The 14,489-nt window shown below is 67.1% G+C and carries 11 protein-coding genes; 3 read left to right on the top strand and 8 right to left on the bottom strand.

Going from position 1 to position 14,489, the window contains the following annotated elements; all coding sequences use genetic code 11:
• Positions 1-38: 38 nt before the first annotated feature.
• The 4 genes from KBW95_RS09935 to KBW95_RS09920 all read right to left on the bottom strand — a co-directional run bounded on the left by KBW95_RS09935 (position 39) and on the right by KBW95_RS09920 (position 3,921).
• Positions 39-293 carry a hypothetical protein gene (locus KBW95_RS09935; protein ID WP_211528139.1) on the bottom strand — a complete coding sequence of 85 codons (255 nt, stop codon included), beginning with the start codon at positions 291-293 and terminating at the stop codon, positions 39-41.
• 106 nt (positions 294-399) lie between these two features.
• Positions 400-2,166 carry a bifunctional diguanylate cyclase/phosphodiesterase gene (locus KBW95_RS09930; RefSeq protein WP_211528138.1) on the bottom strand — a complete coding sequence of 589 codons (1,767 nt, stop codon included), beginning with the start codon at positions 2,164-2,166 and terminating at the stop codon, positions 400-402.
• Complete coding sequence (locus tag KBW95_RS09925) at positions 2,156-3,520, bottom strand: sensor domain-containing diguanylate cyclase (RefSeq protein ID WP_211528137.1); 1,365 nt, start codon at positions 3,518-3,520, stop codon at positions 2,156-2,158. Before KBW95_RS09925 ends, KBW95_RS09930 begins: the two co-directional genes overlap by 11 nt.
• An 8-nt stretch (positions 3,521-3,528) precedes the next feature.
• A complete protein-coding gene (locus KBW95_RS09920; protein WP_211528136.1) occupies positions 3,529-3,921 on the bottom strand; it encodes a phosphonate transporter in 393 nt (130 codons plus the stop codon).
• A 212-nt stretch (positions 3,922-4,133) separates the two neighbouring features.
• Here KBW95_RS09920 and KBW95_RS09915 point away from each other — a divergent pair, with 212 nt between their 5' ends.
• Entirely contained in the window at positions 4,134-5,393 is a 1,260-nt protein-coding gene (locus KBW95_RS09915; RefSeq protein ID WP_211528135.1) for an AMP-binding protein, read from the top strand.
• A 33-nt stretch (positions 5,394-5,426) separates the two neighbouring features.
• Here KBW95_RS09915 and KBW95_RS09910 read toward each other — a convergent pair whose 3' ends face one another.
• Together KBW95_RS09910 and KBW95_RS09905 are read right to left on the bottom strand one after the other, a co-directional pair.
• On the bottom strand, positions 5,427-5,786 hold the full coding sequence (locus tag KBW95_RS09910; protein WP_211528134.1) for a DUF1428 domain-containing protein: 360 nt from the start codon (positions 5,784-5,786) through the stop codon (positions 5,427-5,429).
• Between the two features lie 119 nt (positions 5,787-5,905).
• Positions 5,906-8,263, bottom strand: coding sequence for a penicillin-binding protein 1A (locus KBW95_RS09905; protein ID WP_211528141.1), 2,358 nt, complete (start codon positions 8,261-8,263; stop codon positions 5,906-5,908).
• A gap of 265 nt (positions 8,264-8,528) precedes the next feature.
• Between KBW95_RS09905 and KBW95_RS09900 the strand changes: the two genes are divergently transcribed.
• A complete protein-coding gene (locus tag KBW95_RS09900) occupies positions 8,529-10,787 on the top strand; it encodes an OPT family oligopeptide transporter (protein WP_211528133.1) in 2,259 nt (752 codons plus the stop codon).
• A gap of 50 nt (positions 10,788-10,837) precedes the next feature.
• Here KBW95_RS09900 and KBW95_RS09895 read toward each other — a convergent pair whose 3' ends face one another.
• Positions 10,838-11,761 (bottom strand): NAD-dependent epimerase/dehydratase family protein, encoded by a 924-nt coding sequence (locus KBW95_RS09895; RefSeq protein WP_211522638.1) that lies wholly within the window; start codon positions 11,759-11,761, stop codon positions 10,838-10,840.
• A 106-nt stretch (positions 11,762-11,867) separates the two neighbouring features.
• Between KBW95_RS09895 and KBW95_RS09890 the strand changes: the two genes are divergently transcribed.
• On the top strand, positions 11,868-12,767 hold the full coding sequence (locus KBW95_RS09890; RefSeq protein ID WP_211522639.1) for a LysR substrate-binding domain-containing protein: 900 nt from the start codon (positions 11,868-11,870) through the stop codon (positions 12,765-12,767).
• A 142-nt stretch (positions 12,768-12,909) separates the two neighbouring features.
• Here the strand turns inward: KBW95_RS09890 and KBW95_RS09885 are convergent, their stop codons facing one another.
• Complete coding sequence (locus KBW95_RS09885) at positions 12,910-14,418, bottom strand: peptide MFS transporter (protein ID WP_211522640.1); 1,509 nt, start codon at positions 14,416-14,418, stop codon at positions 12,910-12,912.
• Positions 14,419-14,489: the final 71 nt, after the last annotated feature.

The raw sequence follows: 14,489 nt of genomic DNA, 5'->3' as shown, positions 1-14,489 counted from the left end.
CACCTTGCGGTGGCCTTTCATCCCAGCACGGCTCCGGTTTAGCGGGTGGAGCCGGTGGTGGTCGTGGTGGTGGTGGTCGCCGTCGGGGTGGTCACCGTGGTGCTGGTGCCAGGCGGCAGGCTGGTTGATTCCGTGGTCGTCGACGAGGTGGTGGTCGACACGCCGCTCGAACCGGTGGTGGTGCGGGTGGTGTCGATGGTGGTGGTGGTGTCGGTGGTCTCGGCGGTGCCGCAAGCGGTGAGGGCGATTGCAGTCAGGCCGATGGCGCAGGCGCTCAGAAAGGTGCGTTTCATCATATTCTCCTTTGTTATGGATGGGTTATGTCATCATGGAAGCAGAACCCGGCGCACAAAATAGGATTACTCCGGCAACTTTTGTAGGAAGAAACTCACGTCTTGGTCAAGCCGCGAGAGGACGCCGTTCGCCCAGCCAGGCCAGCAGGTCGGGCGAACTGAGCGGACGGCTGTAGAAATAGCCCTGCGCCTTGGTGCAGGCTTGCGCGCGCACGACGTCGGCCTGCGACTGGGTCTCGATGCCTTCGGCCACGGTCTGCATGCCCAGGCTCTGCGCCACCTTGACCGTGGCTTCGATCAGCACCTGGTGATGGTGGCTGGTGTCGGCCTGGCTCACGAAGGAACGGTCGATCTTGACCGTGTCGACCGGCAGCAGGTGCAGGCTGGAGAGCGAAGAATACCCGGTGCCGAAATCGTCGAGCGCGAGCTTGAGGCCCAGGGCCTTGAGTTCGTGCAGGCGCTGCTGGATGTCCTGGTCCTGGGCCGCCAGGCTTTCGGTGACTTCCAGCTGCAGCCGGGCCGGCGGCATGCCGGTGGCGTCGAGAATGCGCTGCACCGCGCCGATCCAGCCGGGCTGGCCGAGCTGGGCGCGCGACAGGTTGACCGCGACCAGGCGCGGCGCGCGTTCGCCGAGCAGGCGCTGCCAGTCCATGAAGTCGCGGCAGGCGCGTTCCAGCACGAAGTCGCCCAGCGCGCCGATCAGGCCGCATTCCTCGGCCACCTGGATGAATTCCACAGGGGGCACGATGCCGCGTTGCGGATGGCGCCAGCGCACCAGGGCCTCGACGGCGGCCGCGTAGTCGGTGCCGCCATCGGGCAGCATGCCGACCACCGGCTGGTAGACCACGAACAGCTGTTCTTCCAGCAGCGCCTGGCGCAGTTCGTGTTCTATGCCGGCGCGCTGGGCGGCGCGCTCGCGCATGGCCGGTTCGAAGGCGCGCTGGCGTGCGCCGCCGGCGCGCTTGGCTTCGACCATCGCGATGCCGGCGTCGCGCAGCACTTCGTCGGGGGTGGCCGCCGTGCCCGCACCCCAGGCCAGGCCCAGGCTGGCTCCGCAGACGATGTCGTGTTCGTCGATCAGGTAGGGACGCGCGACCGCATCCAGCAGGCGCCCCGCGACGCGTTCGGCGTCGTCGCGGGCGCGCATGCCGTCCAGCACCACCACGAATTCGTCGCCGCCGATGCGGGCGGCCAGCTGGCCGCCCTGGCCGAGCGGATCGAGGCGGTCGCTCGGCGGACGCAGCGCGCCGCGGATCCGTTCGCCGATCTGGACCAGGAGCTGGTCGCCGACGGCCTGGCCCAGGCTGTCGTTGATCTGGCGGAAGCGGTCGCAATTCAGCAGCAGGACCGCGAAGCTGCCGCCGGCCTCTGGCGTGGCGGCGGGCCGGGCCAGCAGGTGTTCGATCTGCTCGCGCACCGCCTCGCGGTTGGGCATGCGGGTGAGCGCATCGGTGCGCGCGGCGCTGCGCAGGCGGCGCGACAGCATTTCCTGCTCGCGCCTGACCTCGAGCGTGGCGTCGGCCACCACGAACATCAGGCGCTCGCGATCGATCTTCATCAGGCTCAGCGACAGTACCTGCGGCGCGTTCGGTGTGCGCTGGTTGACGGGCAGCGGCAGGCGCATCGCGTCGACGACCACGCCGGACGGTTCGGCGTAGGCCTCGACCGTGGCGGGCAAGCCGGGCGCCAGTTGCGCCAGCACCGCGAACATGTTGTCGAGGGCGGCGTCCCGGGCCACCGGCATCAGAAGGCTGGAGGCCATCGGGTTGAGCATGTCCACCGTGCCGTCGAGCGCGGTCTGGGCGAGCCCGATCGGTGCGCGGTACAGGAACTGGATCAGCGACTCGTAGGCCAGGTTCGGGTCAGGCAGCATCGGCGCCTCCCTGGACGAGTTCCGGGCGCCAGCGCTCCACCCGGTTGCGGCCGGCGCGCTTGGCGACGTACAGGGCCTGGTCGGCGCGCTTGAGCAGCAGGTCCACGCCAGGCCGCTCGCCGTCCTGCGGGTCGAGCGCGGCCACGCCGGCGCTGATCGTGTAGCGGATCGCGGCGCCGTCGAAGGGGGCGGGCTCCGAGGCAATGGCGGCGCGCAGGCGTTCCGCCACCACCGCCGCGCGCGCCAGGTCGGTGGAGGGCAGCAGCACGGCGAATTCCTCGCCGCCGATGCGGGCGACGATATCGACCGTACGGAAGGTGTCGGCCAGGATGCCGGCCATGTGCTGCAGGACGGCGTCGCCGCCGGGATGGCCGTAGCGGTCGTTGATGGCCTTGAAATGGTCGGCGTCGATGGCGATGACCGCGGTCGGGCGCGGCGCGGCCTCGTTGCGCGCCAGCTCGAGCTCGGCCGCCTCGAAGAAGGCGCGGCGGTTGGCCAGGCCGGTCAGGTGGTCGCCGAAGACGTCACGGCGGCGTCGCTCCGCCGCGTCGCGCTTGTCGCTGATGTCGCGCAGGATCAGGCAATAGGCGGGCCCGCCATCCGGCCCATCCTGCTGGTCCCGGTCCGGTAGGGGCGCGATCAGGACGCTGCCCCAGAAGGTGCTGCCGTCGGCGCGCCGGCGCGGGCCTTCGTCCAGGCTCCAGCCGTTGTCGTCGGCTTCGCGCAGGCGGTCGCACCGGTGCTCGAGCGTCAGCGCATCGGCCGGATAGAAGATGGAATAGGGCTGGCCGACTGCGTCTTCGCCGAAGCCGGTGACGCGGCCGATGCTGGGGTTCCACTCGCAGATGCGGCCGTCGAGGTCCAGGCTGGCGAGCGCGTAGTCGGTGATGCCGGTCAGGATGGCGTTGAGCCAGGCCTCGTTCTGGCGCAGCTGGCGTTCGCGCTGGACCTGGGCGCTGACGTCGGCGATGACCGCCATCAGGCGCGCGCCGTCGAGCTTGAGCAGGGTGAGCGACAGGATCTGCGGCGCCGGCTTGCCGGCGCGCGCCTTGCCCGCGGCCCCGGCATGCAGGTGCACGTACAGGCCGTCGCAGATCTTGCCGTACGGCTGCTCGAAGCGTTCGGCCAGGAAGCGCAGCTCGGGCGCCACCGATTCGAGCGCGGCGAACAGGTTGTCGAGGCCGCCGTCGCGCGACAGCGGCATCAGGAGCTGGGCCGCGATCGGATTCATCAGCGTGACGGCGCCGGCGCCGTCGGTCTGCACCAGGCCCACCGGGGCCAGGTAGAGGAACTGGATGAGGGCCTCGTACTCCGCGTTCAAGCGGGCGAGCTCGCCGGCGGCATTTGGCGTCACGTCGGGGTTCACTTGGCGTGGCGTTGCACCAGGACGTAGCGGTTGGCGCGGCCGGGGCCGGCCAGCAGGCGCAGGGCCACCTTGACCGGGCGCATGCGCAGCGTCAGGACGTAGTCGATGGTGGCGTCGAGTTCGGTGCCGTCCTCGAGGGCGTCTTCGAAGCGCTGGGCCACCATGAAGTTGTTCAGGCAGGGCGCGACGTTGGTGAACAGCGGCTGGCCGAGGACGCGCTCTGGCGAGAGTCCGGCGGCCTGCGATTCGAAGGCGTTATAGCGATGCACGCTGGTCTCGGCATCGAAACCGATCACGCCGAATCCGAGCAAGTCGAGCTCGTCGTCGCTGCATTGGTCCAGGCGGGTCGCCAGGTCGGGGGTATCGAAGGAGAGCGGCGTGGCGTTCATGAAAGACTCACAGCCAGCGCGGCCGGCAGTTGTTTGAAAGAAAATGATGTTGACATGAGGACAGTAGCGGTGTCAATTGTGCGCACCCCCGGGTGTGACATTTTCATCGTTTCTTTTCGATGCACGTGGATCGCGGACGGTTTGACAGCCTGGCGGCGGGCCTGTCACACTCGGCGCCTCTTCAAGCTTGCCGCTCGATCCGGCCGCAACGTATGAACCCTGACTCCTTCCCGCGCTGGTGGCGGCATGCCCCGAGCCTGCAGCGTGTCGTCGCCGACCTGCTGGCCGGGGAACTGGCCCAGATGCGTCCCGGCCGGCCGCAGCCTGCCGGTGCCTGGCGTCCGGAAAGCGACCTGCGCGCCGACCTGGGTGCGGACTCGCTCGAGCTGATCGGCCTGGCGACATCCATGGAGGGCATGCTGCACCTTCGGCGCGGACTGGACGAGCCCTTGCTGGCGCGCACGCGCCTGGGCGACTGGCTGGCGGTGGCCGCGGCCGGGCTGGAAGAGGGCGGCGACAGCGTGACCTTCCGCACCTCGGGCAGCTCCGGAACGCCCAAGGCGATCCGGCACGAGACGGCGCTGCTGTGGCAGGAGGCGGTCTACCTGGCCTCGCTGTTCCCGGGACGCAGGCGCATCGTCAGCCTGGCGCCATCGCACCACATCTACGCCTTCCTGTTTTCGGTGCTGCTGCCGCACGCGCTGGGTATCGGCCCCGACATGGTGGTGGACCTGCGCGCCTACTCGCCGGCCGCCGTCGCGCAGCAGCTGCAGCCGGGCGACCTGGTGCTCGGCTTTCCTGATTTCTGGCGCGCATTCAGCGAGGTCGGCGGTGCCGGGGAGCCCGCCGAACCAGCTGGGGGCTTGCCGCCTGACGTCGTCGGCGTGACGTCGACAGCCCCGTGCCCGCCGGAAGTGGCGAGGGTAGCGCTGGCCTCGGGCCTGGAGCGCCTGGTGCAGGTCTACGGCAGCTCGGAAACGGCGGGTGTGGGCTGGCGCGACGACCCGGAGGCGCCGTACGCGCTGTTTCCCTTCTGGTCGCGCACGCCCGACCCGGCCACGCTCGCACGCCGCGCGCCTGACGGCCGCCGGCTGGACTACCCGCTGCAGGACCGGCTCGACTGGCCAGAAGATGGCCGCTTCCGCCCCTTGGGGCGCATCGACCATGCCGTACAGGTGGGCGGCGTGAACGTCTTCCCGGCTTATGTCGCGGACGTGCTGCGCCTCCACCCACAGGTGCAGGAGTCGAGCGTGCGCCTGATGCGGGCAGACGAAGGCCAGCGCCTGAAGGCCTTCATCGTCCCGCGCGGCGGCGTGCCGGCCAATACCAGCCTGCTGCGGGCCGACCTGCACAGGTGGATGGCGAGCCGCCTGAGCGCCGCCGAATGCCCCGCGGCCTATTCCTTCGGCCCCGGCCTGCCGCGCCAGGCCAGCGGCAAACTGACCGACTGGATCATCGACGCCTGGGCCTGACGACCGCCGTGGCGGGCCTGCGCCGCGCCGCCGCTAGAGATCGACCAGCACCTCGAAGCCGCCGTAGATCATGCGCTTGCCGTCGAAGGGCATGGCGCCGGGCTGCATCATCTCCGCCATGCGCGGGTCTTTCATGACCTTGTCGTTGACTTCGTCGCGGTGGGCGCGAGATTCGTAGACGATCCAGGAAAACACGACCGTCTCGCCTTCTTCCAGGTTGACGCTCTGGGGGAAAGAGGTGAGTTTGCCCGGCTTGACGTCGTCGCCGATGCACTCTCGGAACTGCAGGGCGCCGTGCTCGCGCCAGATCTGGCCGGCCTTGGTGGCCATGGCGCGGTAGGCGTCGATGTTGGACTTGGGCAGCGGAAGGATGAAACCGTCGACATAGGCCATGCTCGTCTCCTTGAGGTCAGCAGATGTCCAGCTGTGGATGGACCGACCTTGTACAGACCTGCAGGCGGCCCGCGAAGTTTCCGGCCTTGATGCCGGAAACTGGAGACGCTTAGCTTACCTCAAAAGAGACGGTTGTTGGACGGCGCCGGCTGTGGCGGCGGCGCGACGGGTGGCGGCGGCGGCGCAGGAGGCGCGGGCGGCGCCTCCCCGGGCACGCCGTCTATCGAGGGTTCGGCTGCGGGTTCGTCCGGCTCGGGCGGCGCGGCCTGGTCGAGGTCGATGCCGCGCAGCTCGGGCGCATCGAAGAATTCCGGATAGACCCAGTCCTCGCCTTCGCGCATCAGGTCCTCGGGCGCCACGCGCTCTTCCTGCGGGCGCTTGGCCAGGGCCACCTTCATGTAGTCGATCCAGATCGGCAGCGCCAGGGTAGCGCCGAATTCCTTGCCGCCCAGCGAGCGCGGCTCGTCGTAGCCCATCCAGGCCACCGCCACCACGTTGCCGCCGTAGCCGGCGAACCAGCCGTCGAAGGCGTCGCTGGTGGTGCCGGTCTTGCCCGCGATGTCGCTGCGGCCCAGGCGCTGGGTGGCGGCCGCGCCGGTGCCGTAGCGGGTCACGTCGCGCAGCATGCTGTCGGAGACGAAGGCGTTGCGCGCGGTGATCACGCGCTCCTCTTCCTGCTTGCCCTTGGGCGGCTTGACGTCCAGGAGGATGGCGCCGTTGCCGTCCTGGATCTTCGAGATCAGGTAGGGCTTGACCCGGTAGCCGCCGTTGGCGAAGACGGCGTAGGCGCCGGCCATCTGCAGCGGCGTGACGGCGCCCGTGCCCAGGGCCAGGGTCAGGTTCTTCGGATGGCGCGCCGGGTTGAAGCCGAAGTGGCCCAGCCATTCATGCGTGTAATCGATGCCCAGCGCGCGCAGCAGGCGCACGGTCGGCACGTTCTTCGATTGCGCCAGCGAGGAGCGCATGGTGACGATGCCGTCGAACACGCCGTCGTCGTTCTGCGGCGTCCACACTTCGCCTTCGACGCCGCTTGGCAGTTCGAGCGGTTCGTCGAGGATGCGGGTGGCGGGCGAATAGCCTTTTTCCAGCGCCGCCGAGTACACGAAGGGCTTGATCGCGGAACCCGGCTGGCGCCAGGCCTGGGTCACGTGGTTGAACTTCTGCAGGTTGTAGTCGAAACCGCCCACCAGCGCGTGATAGGCGCCGGTGTCGGCGTCGATCGCGACGAAGGCCGCCGCCACCTGCGGCACCTGGGTGATCGACCAGAGTCCGCCCTTGCCCTGGTCGTCCACCCTGGACTTGCTGATGCGGATGATCGCGCCGGGCGTGATGCGGTGCGCGGGCGGCGCCTTTTCCGACAGTCCGCGCGCGGCGAACTTCAGCCCCGCGTCCTGGATCGCGATCTCTTCTCCTTCGAGCGTCTCGACGCGCACTTCCTTCGGGCTCGCGGCCAGCACCACCGCCGGCACCAGGCCGTCGCTCGACGGGCGCTTCTGCAGGGCTTCGATGATGGCGTTCTCGCGCTCATCGAGGTCCGCCGGCAGCTCGATGCGCGCTTCCGGGCCGCGGTAGCCGTGGCGCTGGTCATAGGCGATCACGTTGCGGCGCACCGATTCGTAGGCCGCGTCCTGCTCGGCCGCGAGGATGGTCGTGGTGACCGTGATCCCGCGCGTGTAGGCTTCTTCCTTGAACTGCTCGTAGACCACCTGGCGCGCCAGCTCGGCCACGTAGTCGGCATGCGTGTCGTAGCTCTGGCCGGCATCGCGCTTGATGCGCAGCGGCTCGGCCAGGGCCTGGCGGTACTGCTCGTCGGTGATCTGGCCCAGCTCCAGCAGGCGCTTGAGCACCGCGTGCTGGCGCTGCTCGGCGCGCTTGGGATTGGCGACCGGATTGTGGCGCGCCGGGTTCTGCGGCAGGCCGGCCAGCATCGCGATCTCGGCCAGCGAGAGCTGGTCGAGCGTCTTGCCGAAGTAGCTGCGCGCCGCGCTCGAGAAGCCGTAGGCGCGCTGGCCCAGGTAGATCTGGTTCATGTACAGCTCGAGGATCTGGTCCTTGTCGAGGGCGGCCTCGATCTTGTAGGCGAGGGCGATCTCGGTGAGCTTGCGCGAGATGACCTTCTCGCGGGTCAGGAAGAAGTTGCGCGCCACCTGCATGGTGATGGTCGAGGCGCCCTGGCGGAAGCCCCCGCCCAGGTTGGACCTGGCGGCGCCCGCGGCGCGGATCCAGTCGATGCCTCCGTGCTCGTAGAAGCGCGTGTCCTCGATCGCGAGCAGGGCCTTCTTCATCATCGGCGGAATCTTCGCGATCGGCACGAAGTCGCGGTGCTCGACGCCGAACTGGCCGATCAGGACCTTGTCGGCGGTATAAATACGCAGCGGGATCTTGGGGCGGTAGTCGGTGACAGCATCGATCTCCGGCACGTTCGGCAGGATCGCCGTCGTCAGGTAGGCGGCCGCGCCGCCGATGGCCAGCAGCATGGCGCCCAGGGCGACGAGCAGGAAGATGCGGAGCTTGCGGATGCCGGGGCGGCCGGAGGGCCGTTCTTTCGGCTTGTTAGGTGTCGTCACTACGGAACTCTCGAGGTGGGGCCGGACTGCAGGCCGTCAGCGGCGGATTATAATCCGCTTTCATTCCATAACGGCATGTGCGATATTCACGCCTTCAGGTTTGCCTAAGCAAGACATATTCAGAACAAGTAACAGGCCAACCGCAAGCCAAGCAAGCCAAGAAGGAAACCCGCAGATGCCTTACGATCCGAATCCGCCAGGATTCAAGCCTTACATCCCGGCCACCGCCCGCCTGCCCGAAATGACCGTCCGCGCCCTGATCATGGGCGTGGTGCTGGGCATGGTGTTCGGGGCGTCCTCTCTCTACCTGGTGCTCAAGGTCGGCCTCACGGTCAGCGCCTCGATTCCGGTCGCGGTCATTGCGATCACCCTGTTCGGCATGGCGCGCAAGTTCGGCGCGCGCGAGTCGACCATCCTGGAAAACAGCATCACCCAGACCGCCGGTTCGGCCGGCGAATCGCTGGCCTTCGGCCTGGGCGTGACCATGCCGGCGATCCTGATCCTCGGCTTCGACCTGGAAATCTCGCGCGTCATGCTGGTCGGCGTGCTGGGCGGCCTGCTGGGCATCCTCATGATGATCCCGATGCGCCGCACCATGATCGTCGACAAGCACGGCGAACTGAAATACCCGGAAGGCACCGCCTGCGCCGAAGTCCTCAAGGCGGCCGCCACCAACGTCTCGCGCGAAGCCGCGGGCGAAGCCCTGGAGTCGGATTCCGACGCCGTCAGGGACGCCAAGCGCCGCGCCGCCATCATCTTCGGGGGCTTTGGCGTGGGCCTGCTGTACAAGACCCTGAGCGTGTCGCTCAAGGGCTGGAAGGACACCGTCAACTTCGAATTCGGCGCGCCGCTCAAGGGCGGCTCGGCCGGCGCCGAAGTCTCGCCCGAACTGCTGGGCGTGGGCTACATCATCGGCCCGCGCATCGCGTTCACGATGGCGGCGGGCGGGGTGCTGTCCTATCTGCTCCTGATCCCGATGATCAAATTCTTCGGTGACCTGCTGACCGTGCCGCTGTCGCCGGGGACGACGCTCATCCGCGACATGTCGCCGGACGACATCCGCAACGCCTACGTGCTCTACATCGGCGCCGGCGCGGTGGCCGCGGCCGGCCTGATTTCGCTGGTGCGCTCGATGCCGATGATCTGGAAAAGCCTGAGCTCCGGCCTGTCGGGCATGGGCAAATCCAGCTCGGGCGACGCGTCCTTGCGCACCGACCGCGACATCCCGATGAAATGGGTCGTGATCGGCTGCCTGGCCATCATCGCCATCATCACCGTGGCCACGCCGCTGCACATGAACCTGCTGGGCGCGCTGCTGATCCTGGTGTTCGGCTTCCTGTTCGCCACCGTGTCCTCGCGCCTGACCGGCGAAGTCGGTTCGTCCTCGAACCCGATTTCGGGCATGGCGGTGGCGACCCTGCTGTTCACCTGCCTGATCTTCCTGGTGATGGGCTGGACCGGCGGCCAGTATTACGTGACTGCGCTGTCGGTCGGCGCCATCGTCTGCATCGCCGCCAGCAATGCCGGCACCACCTCGCAAGACCTGAAGACCGGCTTCCTGGTCGGCTCGACTCCGCGCCTGCAGCAGTATGCGATCCTGTGCGGCGCCTTCGCGTCGGCGCTGATCCTGGGGCCGATCCTGCTGAAGCTGAACGACGCGGGCACCGTGTATGTGCCGGCGGCCCAGGTGGCGCCCGGCTTGAGCGTCGACGCCGCGACATTGACCCAGACCGCGCAGTTGCAAGGTCCGCAGGCCGAGGGCGACAGGAACACCTACAAGGTCTGGCAGAAGACCGATACCGTGGGCGGCCCCGCCGGCAAGTACCTGGTGGGCGACGACGGCAAGGTCGTCTACCTGGTCGACCCGGGCATCAACGGCACCCACAAGACCCGTCCGGACGGCACCGAAGTCAAGAAATACGATGCGCCCAAGGCGGTGCTGATGTCCTACATCATCAAGGGCATCCTGGACCAGGAGCTGCCATGGACCCTGGTGCTGTTCGGCGTGATGATCTCGCTGGTGCTGGAGATGGCGGGTATCGCCTCGCTGGCCTTCACCGTGGGCGTCTACCTGCCGCTGGTGTCGACCCTGCCGATCGCGATCGGCGGCCTGCTGCGCTGGATCGTGGACCGCCGCAACAACACGCTGCCGCAGTACGAGAAGCTCACGCCGGAGCAGTGCCAGGCGGCGGGCGACCGCAGTTCGGGCACCTTGCTGGCCTCGGGCTACATCGCGGGCGGCGCGCTGGCGGGCATCATCATCGCGATCACGGCAGGCGTGCTGACCAGCTTCGACAGCGATATGACGAAGTGGGCAGAAGCGTCGAATCCGTTCTTCGCGGGGGCGCAGGCGAATGTGCTGACCCTGATTCCGTATGCGGCGATCATCCTCCTGCTGTGGTGGGTGGCGCGGGAAAAGCCTGAGAAGAAATAAAGGAAAAGCCGGCGAAAGCCGGCTTTTTTATATGCTGTGTGGACCCGAGTTCAAACGTAAGCCAGATCGTGCTGCCGAATGACCACATCAATCCAGTCGTTCGTATGCCCGAAGCGGTAGCCCAGCGCCTTCGCGCGGCTCGTATCGAGCACCAGCGCCGATGGAAAATCGAAGGGCGACAGGACCCCAGGCGCCGCCACCTGCGCCGCCTGGCGCGGGAAGGCATCCTCGTCGAGCGCCTTGGCCACGCGCGCATGCAGGGCAAACGCCGACAGCGGGCCGTCCGCGGCGGCGTTCACCGGCCCGGTAAAGCTTTGTTCGCCCGCCCACACCAGGAAATTGGCCGCCTCCTTGGCCTGCATGAAGGAGACATCCGCCTGGGCGTTCGAATACGGCAGCGCGGCGCGCAGGCGCACCAGGTCGACGTAGTGGGCCAGGCGGCCGGTGAAGTCGTCCGGGCCGCCCAGCACGTGGGCCAGGCGCGCCGTCACCACGGGCAGGCTGCCGTCGCGGTACAGGTAGGCCTCGGCCTGGATCTTGCCATCCACATAACTCTCGACGGCGCGCGCCGGATCGTGCCAGGGGTAGCCGGCGTCGATGGGCTGGGCGTGGACATTGAGGTCGCGTTCCGCGAACGGGCGGCCGAGCGGTTCCAGTTCGCGGTAGGCGTCGATGGTCGAGGTCATCACGTAGCGCCCGACGCGGCCGCCGAAGACGCGCACGGAGATCGCCGCGTCGAGCGGCGAATAGCACATCTGGTCGTAGACGATGTCGAAACGGCTGGCGCCGAAGGCGGCGCGCATGGCGGATTCATTGCGGCGGTCGACGCGCACGCGGGTAATGCGGCCGCCGAAAGGATCGGGCGCATAGCCCCGTGTTGCGATTGTCACACGGTGACCGGCCAGAAGAAGGCGCTGCACCAGCAGTTTGCCGAAAAAGCGGGTGCCACCAATCACCAATATATTCTTGGGCATGACTTTTCCTTGTGTGATGGGCTATATTGTATTTTCTGGTAGTTAATCCCTTCAACCTAGAAAAAGTACAGGTATTGAATAAGAAATTCTTATGCATGGAGGCGGTATGAAGCCTTTGCGCAGCCTGTCGGGCCTGATCGACTTCGAATGCGCGGCGCGCTGGGGCAGTTTCAAGCTGGCCGCGCGCGAGCTGCACAAGACCCCGGCGGCGGTCAGCCAGCAAGTCAAGCAGCTCGAGGAAAACGTCGGCTTTCCTTTGTTCGTGCGCCATCCGCGCCACATTTCGCTGACCGAAAAAGGCCAGGAACTGGCGATCGCCACCGGGCGCATGCTGGGCGATCTGCGCGCCAAGGTGGCGGCGCTGCAGCGCGGCGACGAGGAATCGGTGCTGCGGATCTCGACTACGCATTCGTTCGCGATCAAGTGGCTGGTGCCGCGCATGCACCGCTTCACCAAGCTGTATCCGGAGCTCGACATTCGCATCGACTCGAACGACGCGCCGGTGGACCTGCACGCCGACAGCACCGACGTGGCGATCCGCTACGGGCCGGTGCGCGAGGGCGACCCCTCAGTGCTGTTCCGCGAGCGCCTGGTGCCGGTGTACAGCCCCGAGCTGCTGGCGCCCGGCCAGGCCGGCCTGACCCTGGCCGATCTGCCGCATTGCCGCCTGCTGGTGGAGCAGTCGCCCGAGGCCTGGCTGCAGCTGCTCAACGAGAACAAGGCGCTGAAGGGCAAGTACGACTTCTCGCGCGGGTACAGCCACTGGGGTGTGCTGGTGCAGGCGGCGGTCGCCGGGCAGGGCGTGGCGCTCGTGCCCTACGGGATCGCCTTCCAGGATATCGTGAAGGGGGCGCTCAGGCAGATTCCGGCGCGCAGTGCGCCGTTTGCGAATGGGTACAAGTTCCTGGTGAATCCGCACAAGGAACATATGCTCAAGGTGCAGCGGTTCAGGGCGTGGATGGTCGGCGAGATGGAGGAGATGCGGGCGTCGCTGGAGAAGGGATGAGCTGCGGGCCGTGTGTGCAAACTTGGGTTCCGGCCGAGGGGGACTCGGCGTTCCCCTCGGCCGGGACCCAAGTTCGCACCGCAACCACAAACAACAACGGCAGCCACGAATGGCTGCCGTTCTCATTTGAAGCGACGATCTTTTACTTCACGCCGTGCATCAGTTTCTGAATCAGCGGAGCGATCAGGAACAGCAGCACGCCGCCGCCCAGCAGGATCCAGAAGCCGAAGGTATAGCCGTCCAGCGCCGAGGCCACCGACATGCCGGACTCGCCCGACACGTGCGAGGCGAAGATGCCCGACAGGTTGTTGCCGATACCGGTCGACAGGAACCAGCCGCCCATGCCCAGGCCCACCAGGCGGGTCGGAGCCAGCTTGGTGACCATCGACAGGCCGATCGGCGACAGGCACAGCTCACCGATCGACTGGATCACGTAGACCATGAACAGGGTCCAGAACGGGATCTTGCCCTGGTCGTTGATCAGCTGGGTCAGCGCATACATCAGCAGGCCGAAGGCCAGGCCGTTGAAGATGATGCCCAGGCCGAACTTGCGCGGGATCGACGGGTTCGTGTTGCGCTTGCCCAGGGCCACCCAGATGGCGGCGATGATCGGTGCGCAGACGATGATGGCGATCGAGTTTACGGACTGGAACCAGGCCACCGGGAAGATCTTGCCGTCGCCGAAGTCGCGGTTCACGATCTGCTCGGCCAGGAAGGTGAACGAGCTGCCGGCCTGCTCGAAGAAGCACCAGAACAGGATGTTGAAGAAGAAGATGATCATCATGGCGATGGTCTTGTCGCGCGAGACGGCGCCTTCGCGCACGCCTTCGACGATCAGCATCAGGGCCAGGATGATGAACAGCACGGTCAGCACGATCTGCAGGTTGGCGGCGCCGGCCTGCAGCAGCAGGTAGACGACCGGGATCACCACCAGCGAGCCGACGACCACGCCGATCAGGCGCTTCGGGCTGGCCAGTTCGCCGACCGGTGCGCCGATGCCCTTGAGCTGCTTGCGGCCGAAGTAGAACCACACCAGCGACAACAGCATGCCCACGCCCGAAGCGAAGAACACGATCTTGTAGGCCGGAGTATCGCCGGTGTTGAACACGTTCTGCGCCAGCTGCTGGGTCAGGATCGGCGAGATGAAGGCGCCGGCGTTGATGCCCATGTAGAAGATGGTGAAGCCCGAGTCGCGGCGGGTGTCATGGATGGCGTACAGCTGGCCGACCATGGCCGAGATGTTCGGCTTGAACATGCCGTTGCCGACGATGATGGTCGCCAGTCCGAGCTTGAAGACGTCCTGGCTCGGGATGGTGATCATGAACAGGCCGGCCGCCATGAAGACGGCGCCGACGAGAATTGAGCGCTGGTAGCCGATGACGCGGTCGGCCACATAGCCGCCGAAGACGGCGCCGGCGTAGACCAGCGCGAGGTAGGAACCGTAGGTCAGGTTCGCGTCGGCCTGGCCGACGGCGTCGCCGCCGTAGAACTGAGCGACGATGTAAAGCACCAGGGCCCAACGGATGCCGTAGAAAGCGAACCGTTCCCAGAATTCAGTCATGAACAGCATCCACAGCGGAGCTGGATGGCCCATGAACTGCTTGAATTCTGGGATAGGTCCCTTGGCAGGTGAAGTAGCTGCACCGCTCATGCGGTTCCTCCCGAAATAATGTTTGTCTCGATGATTGGTTGTATGGAGAACCGGCTTGCCGATAATTCCAA

Source organism: Massilia sp. ZL223, from assembly GCF_018119395.1.
In the GTDB taxonomy this organism is placed as follows: Bacteria; Pseudomonadota; Gammaproteobacteria; order Burkholderiales; family Burkholderiaceae_D; genus Telluria.
Note: the sequence above shows the minus strand (reverse complement) of the source record. Positions and strands in the feature narration are given on the sequence as shown.

Coding starts and splice junctions, on each gene's coding strand:
- KBW95_RS09910 (WP_211528134.1), bottom strand. CDS start 5,786: ATGGCCTATGTCGACGGTTTCATCCTTCCGCTGCCCAAGTCCAACATC.
- KBW95_RS09900 (WP_211528133.1), top strand. CDS start 8,529: ATGCCTTACGATCCGAATCCGCCAGGATTCAAGCCTTACATCCCGGCC.
- KBW95_RS09920 (WP_211528136.1), bottom strand. CDS start 3,921: ATGAACGCCACGCCGCTCTCCTTCGATACCCCCGACCTGGCGACCCGC.
- KBW95_RS09930 (WP_211528138.1), bottom strand. CDS start 2,166: ATGCTGCCTGACCCGAACCTGGCCTACGAGTCGCTGATCCAGTTCCTG.
- KBW95_RS09915 (WP_211528135.1), top strand. CDS start 4,134: ATGAACCCTGACTCCTTCCCGCGCTGGTGGCGGCATGCCCCGAGCCTG.
- KBW95_RS09895 (WP_211522638.1), bottom strand. CDS start 11,761: ATGCCCAAGAATATATTGGTGATTGGTGGCACCCGCTTTTTCGGCAAA.
- KBW95_RS09935 (WP_211528139.1), bottom strand. CDS start 293: ATGAAACGCACCTTTCTGAGCGCCTGCGCCATCGGCCTGACTGCAATC.
- KBW95_RS09890 (WP_211522639.1), top strand. CDS start 11,868: ATGAAGCCTTTGCGCAGCCTGTCGGGCCTGATCGACTTCGAATGCGCG.
- KBW95_RS09905 (WP_211528141.1), bottom strand. CDS start 8,263: ATGCTGCTGGCCATCGGCGGCGCGGCCGCCTACCTGACGACGGCGATC.
- KBW95_RS09885 (WP_211522640.1), bottom strand. CDS start 14,418: ATGAGCGGTGCAGCTACTTCACCTGCCAAGGGACCTATCCCAGAATTC.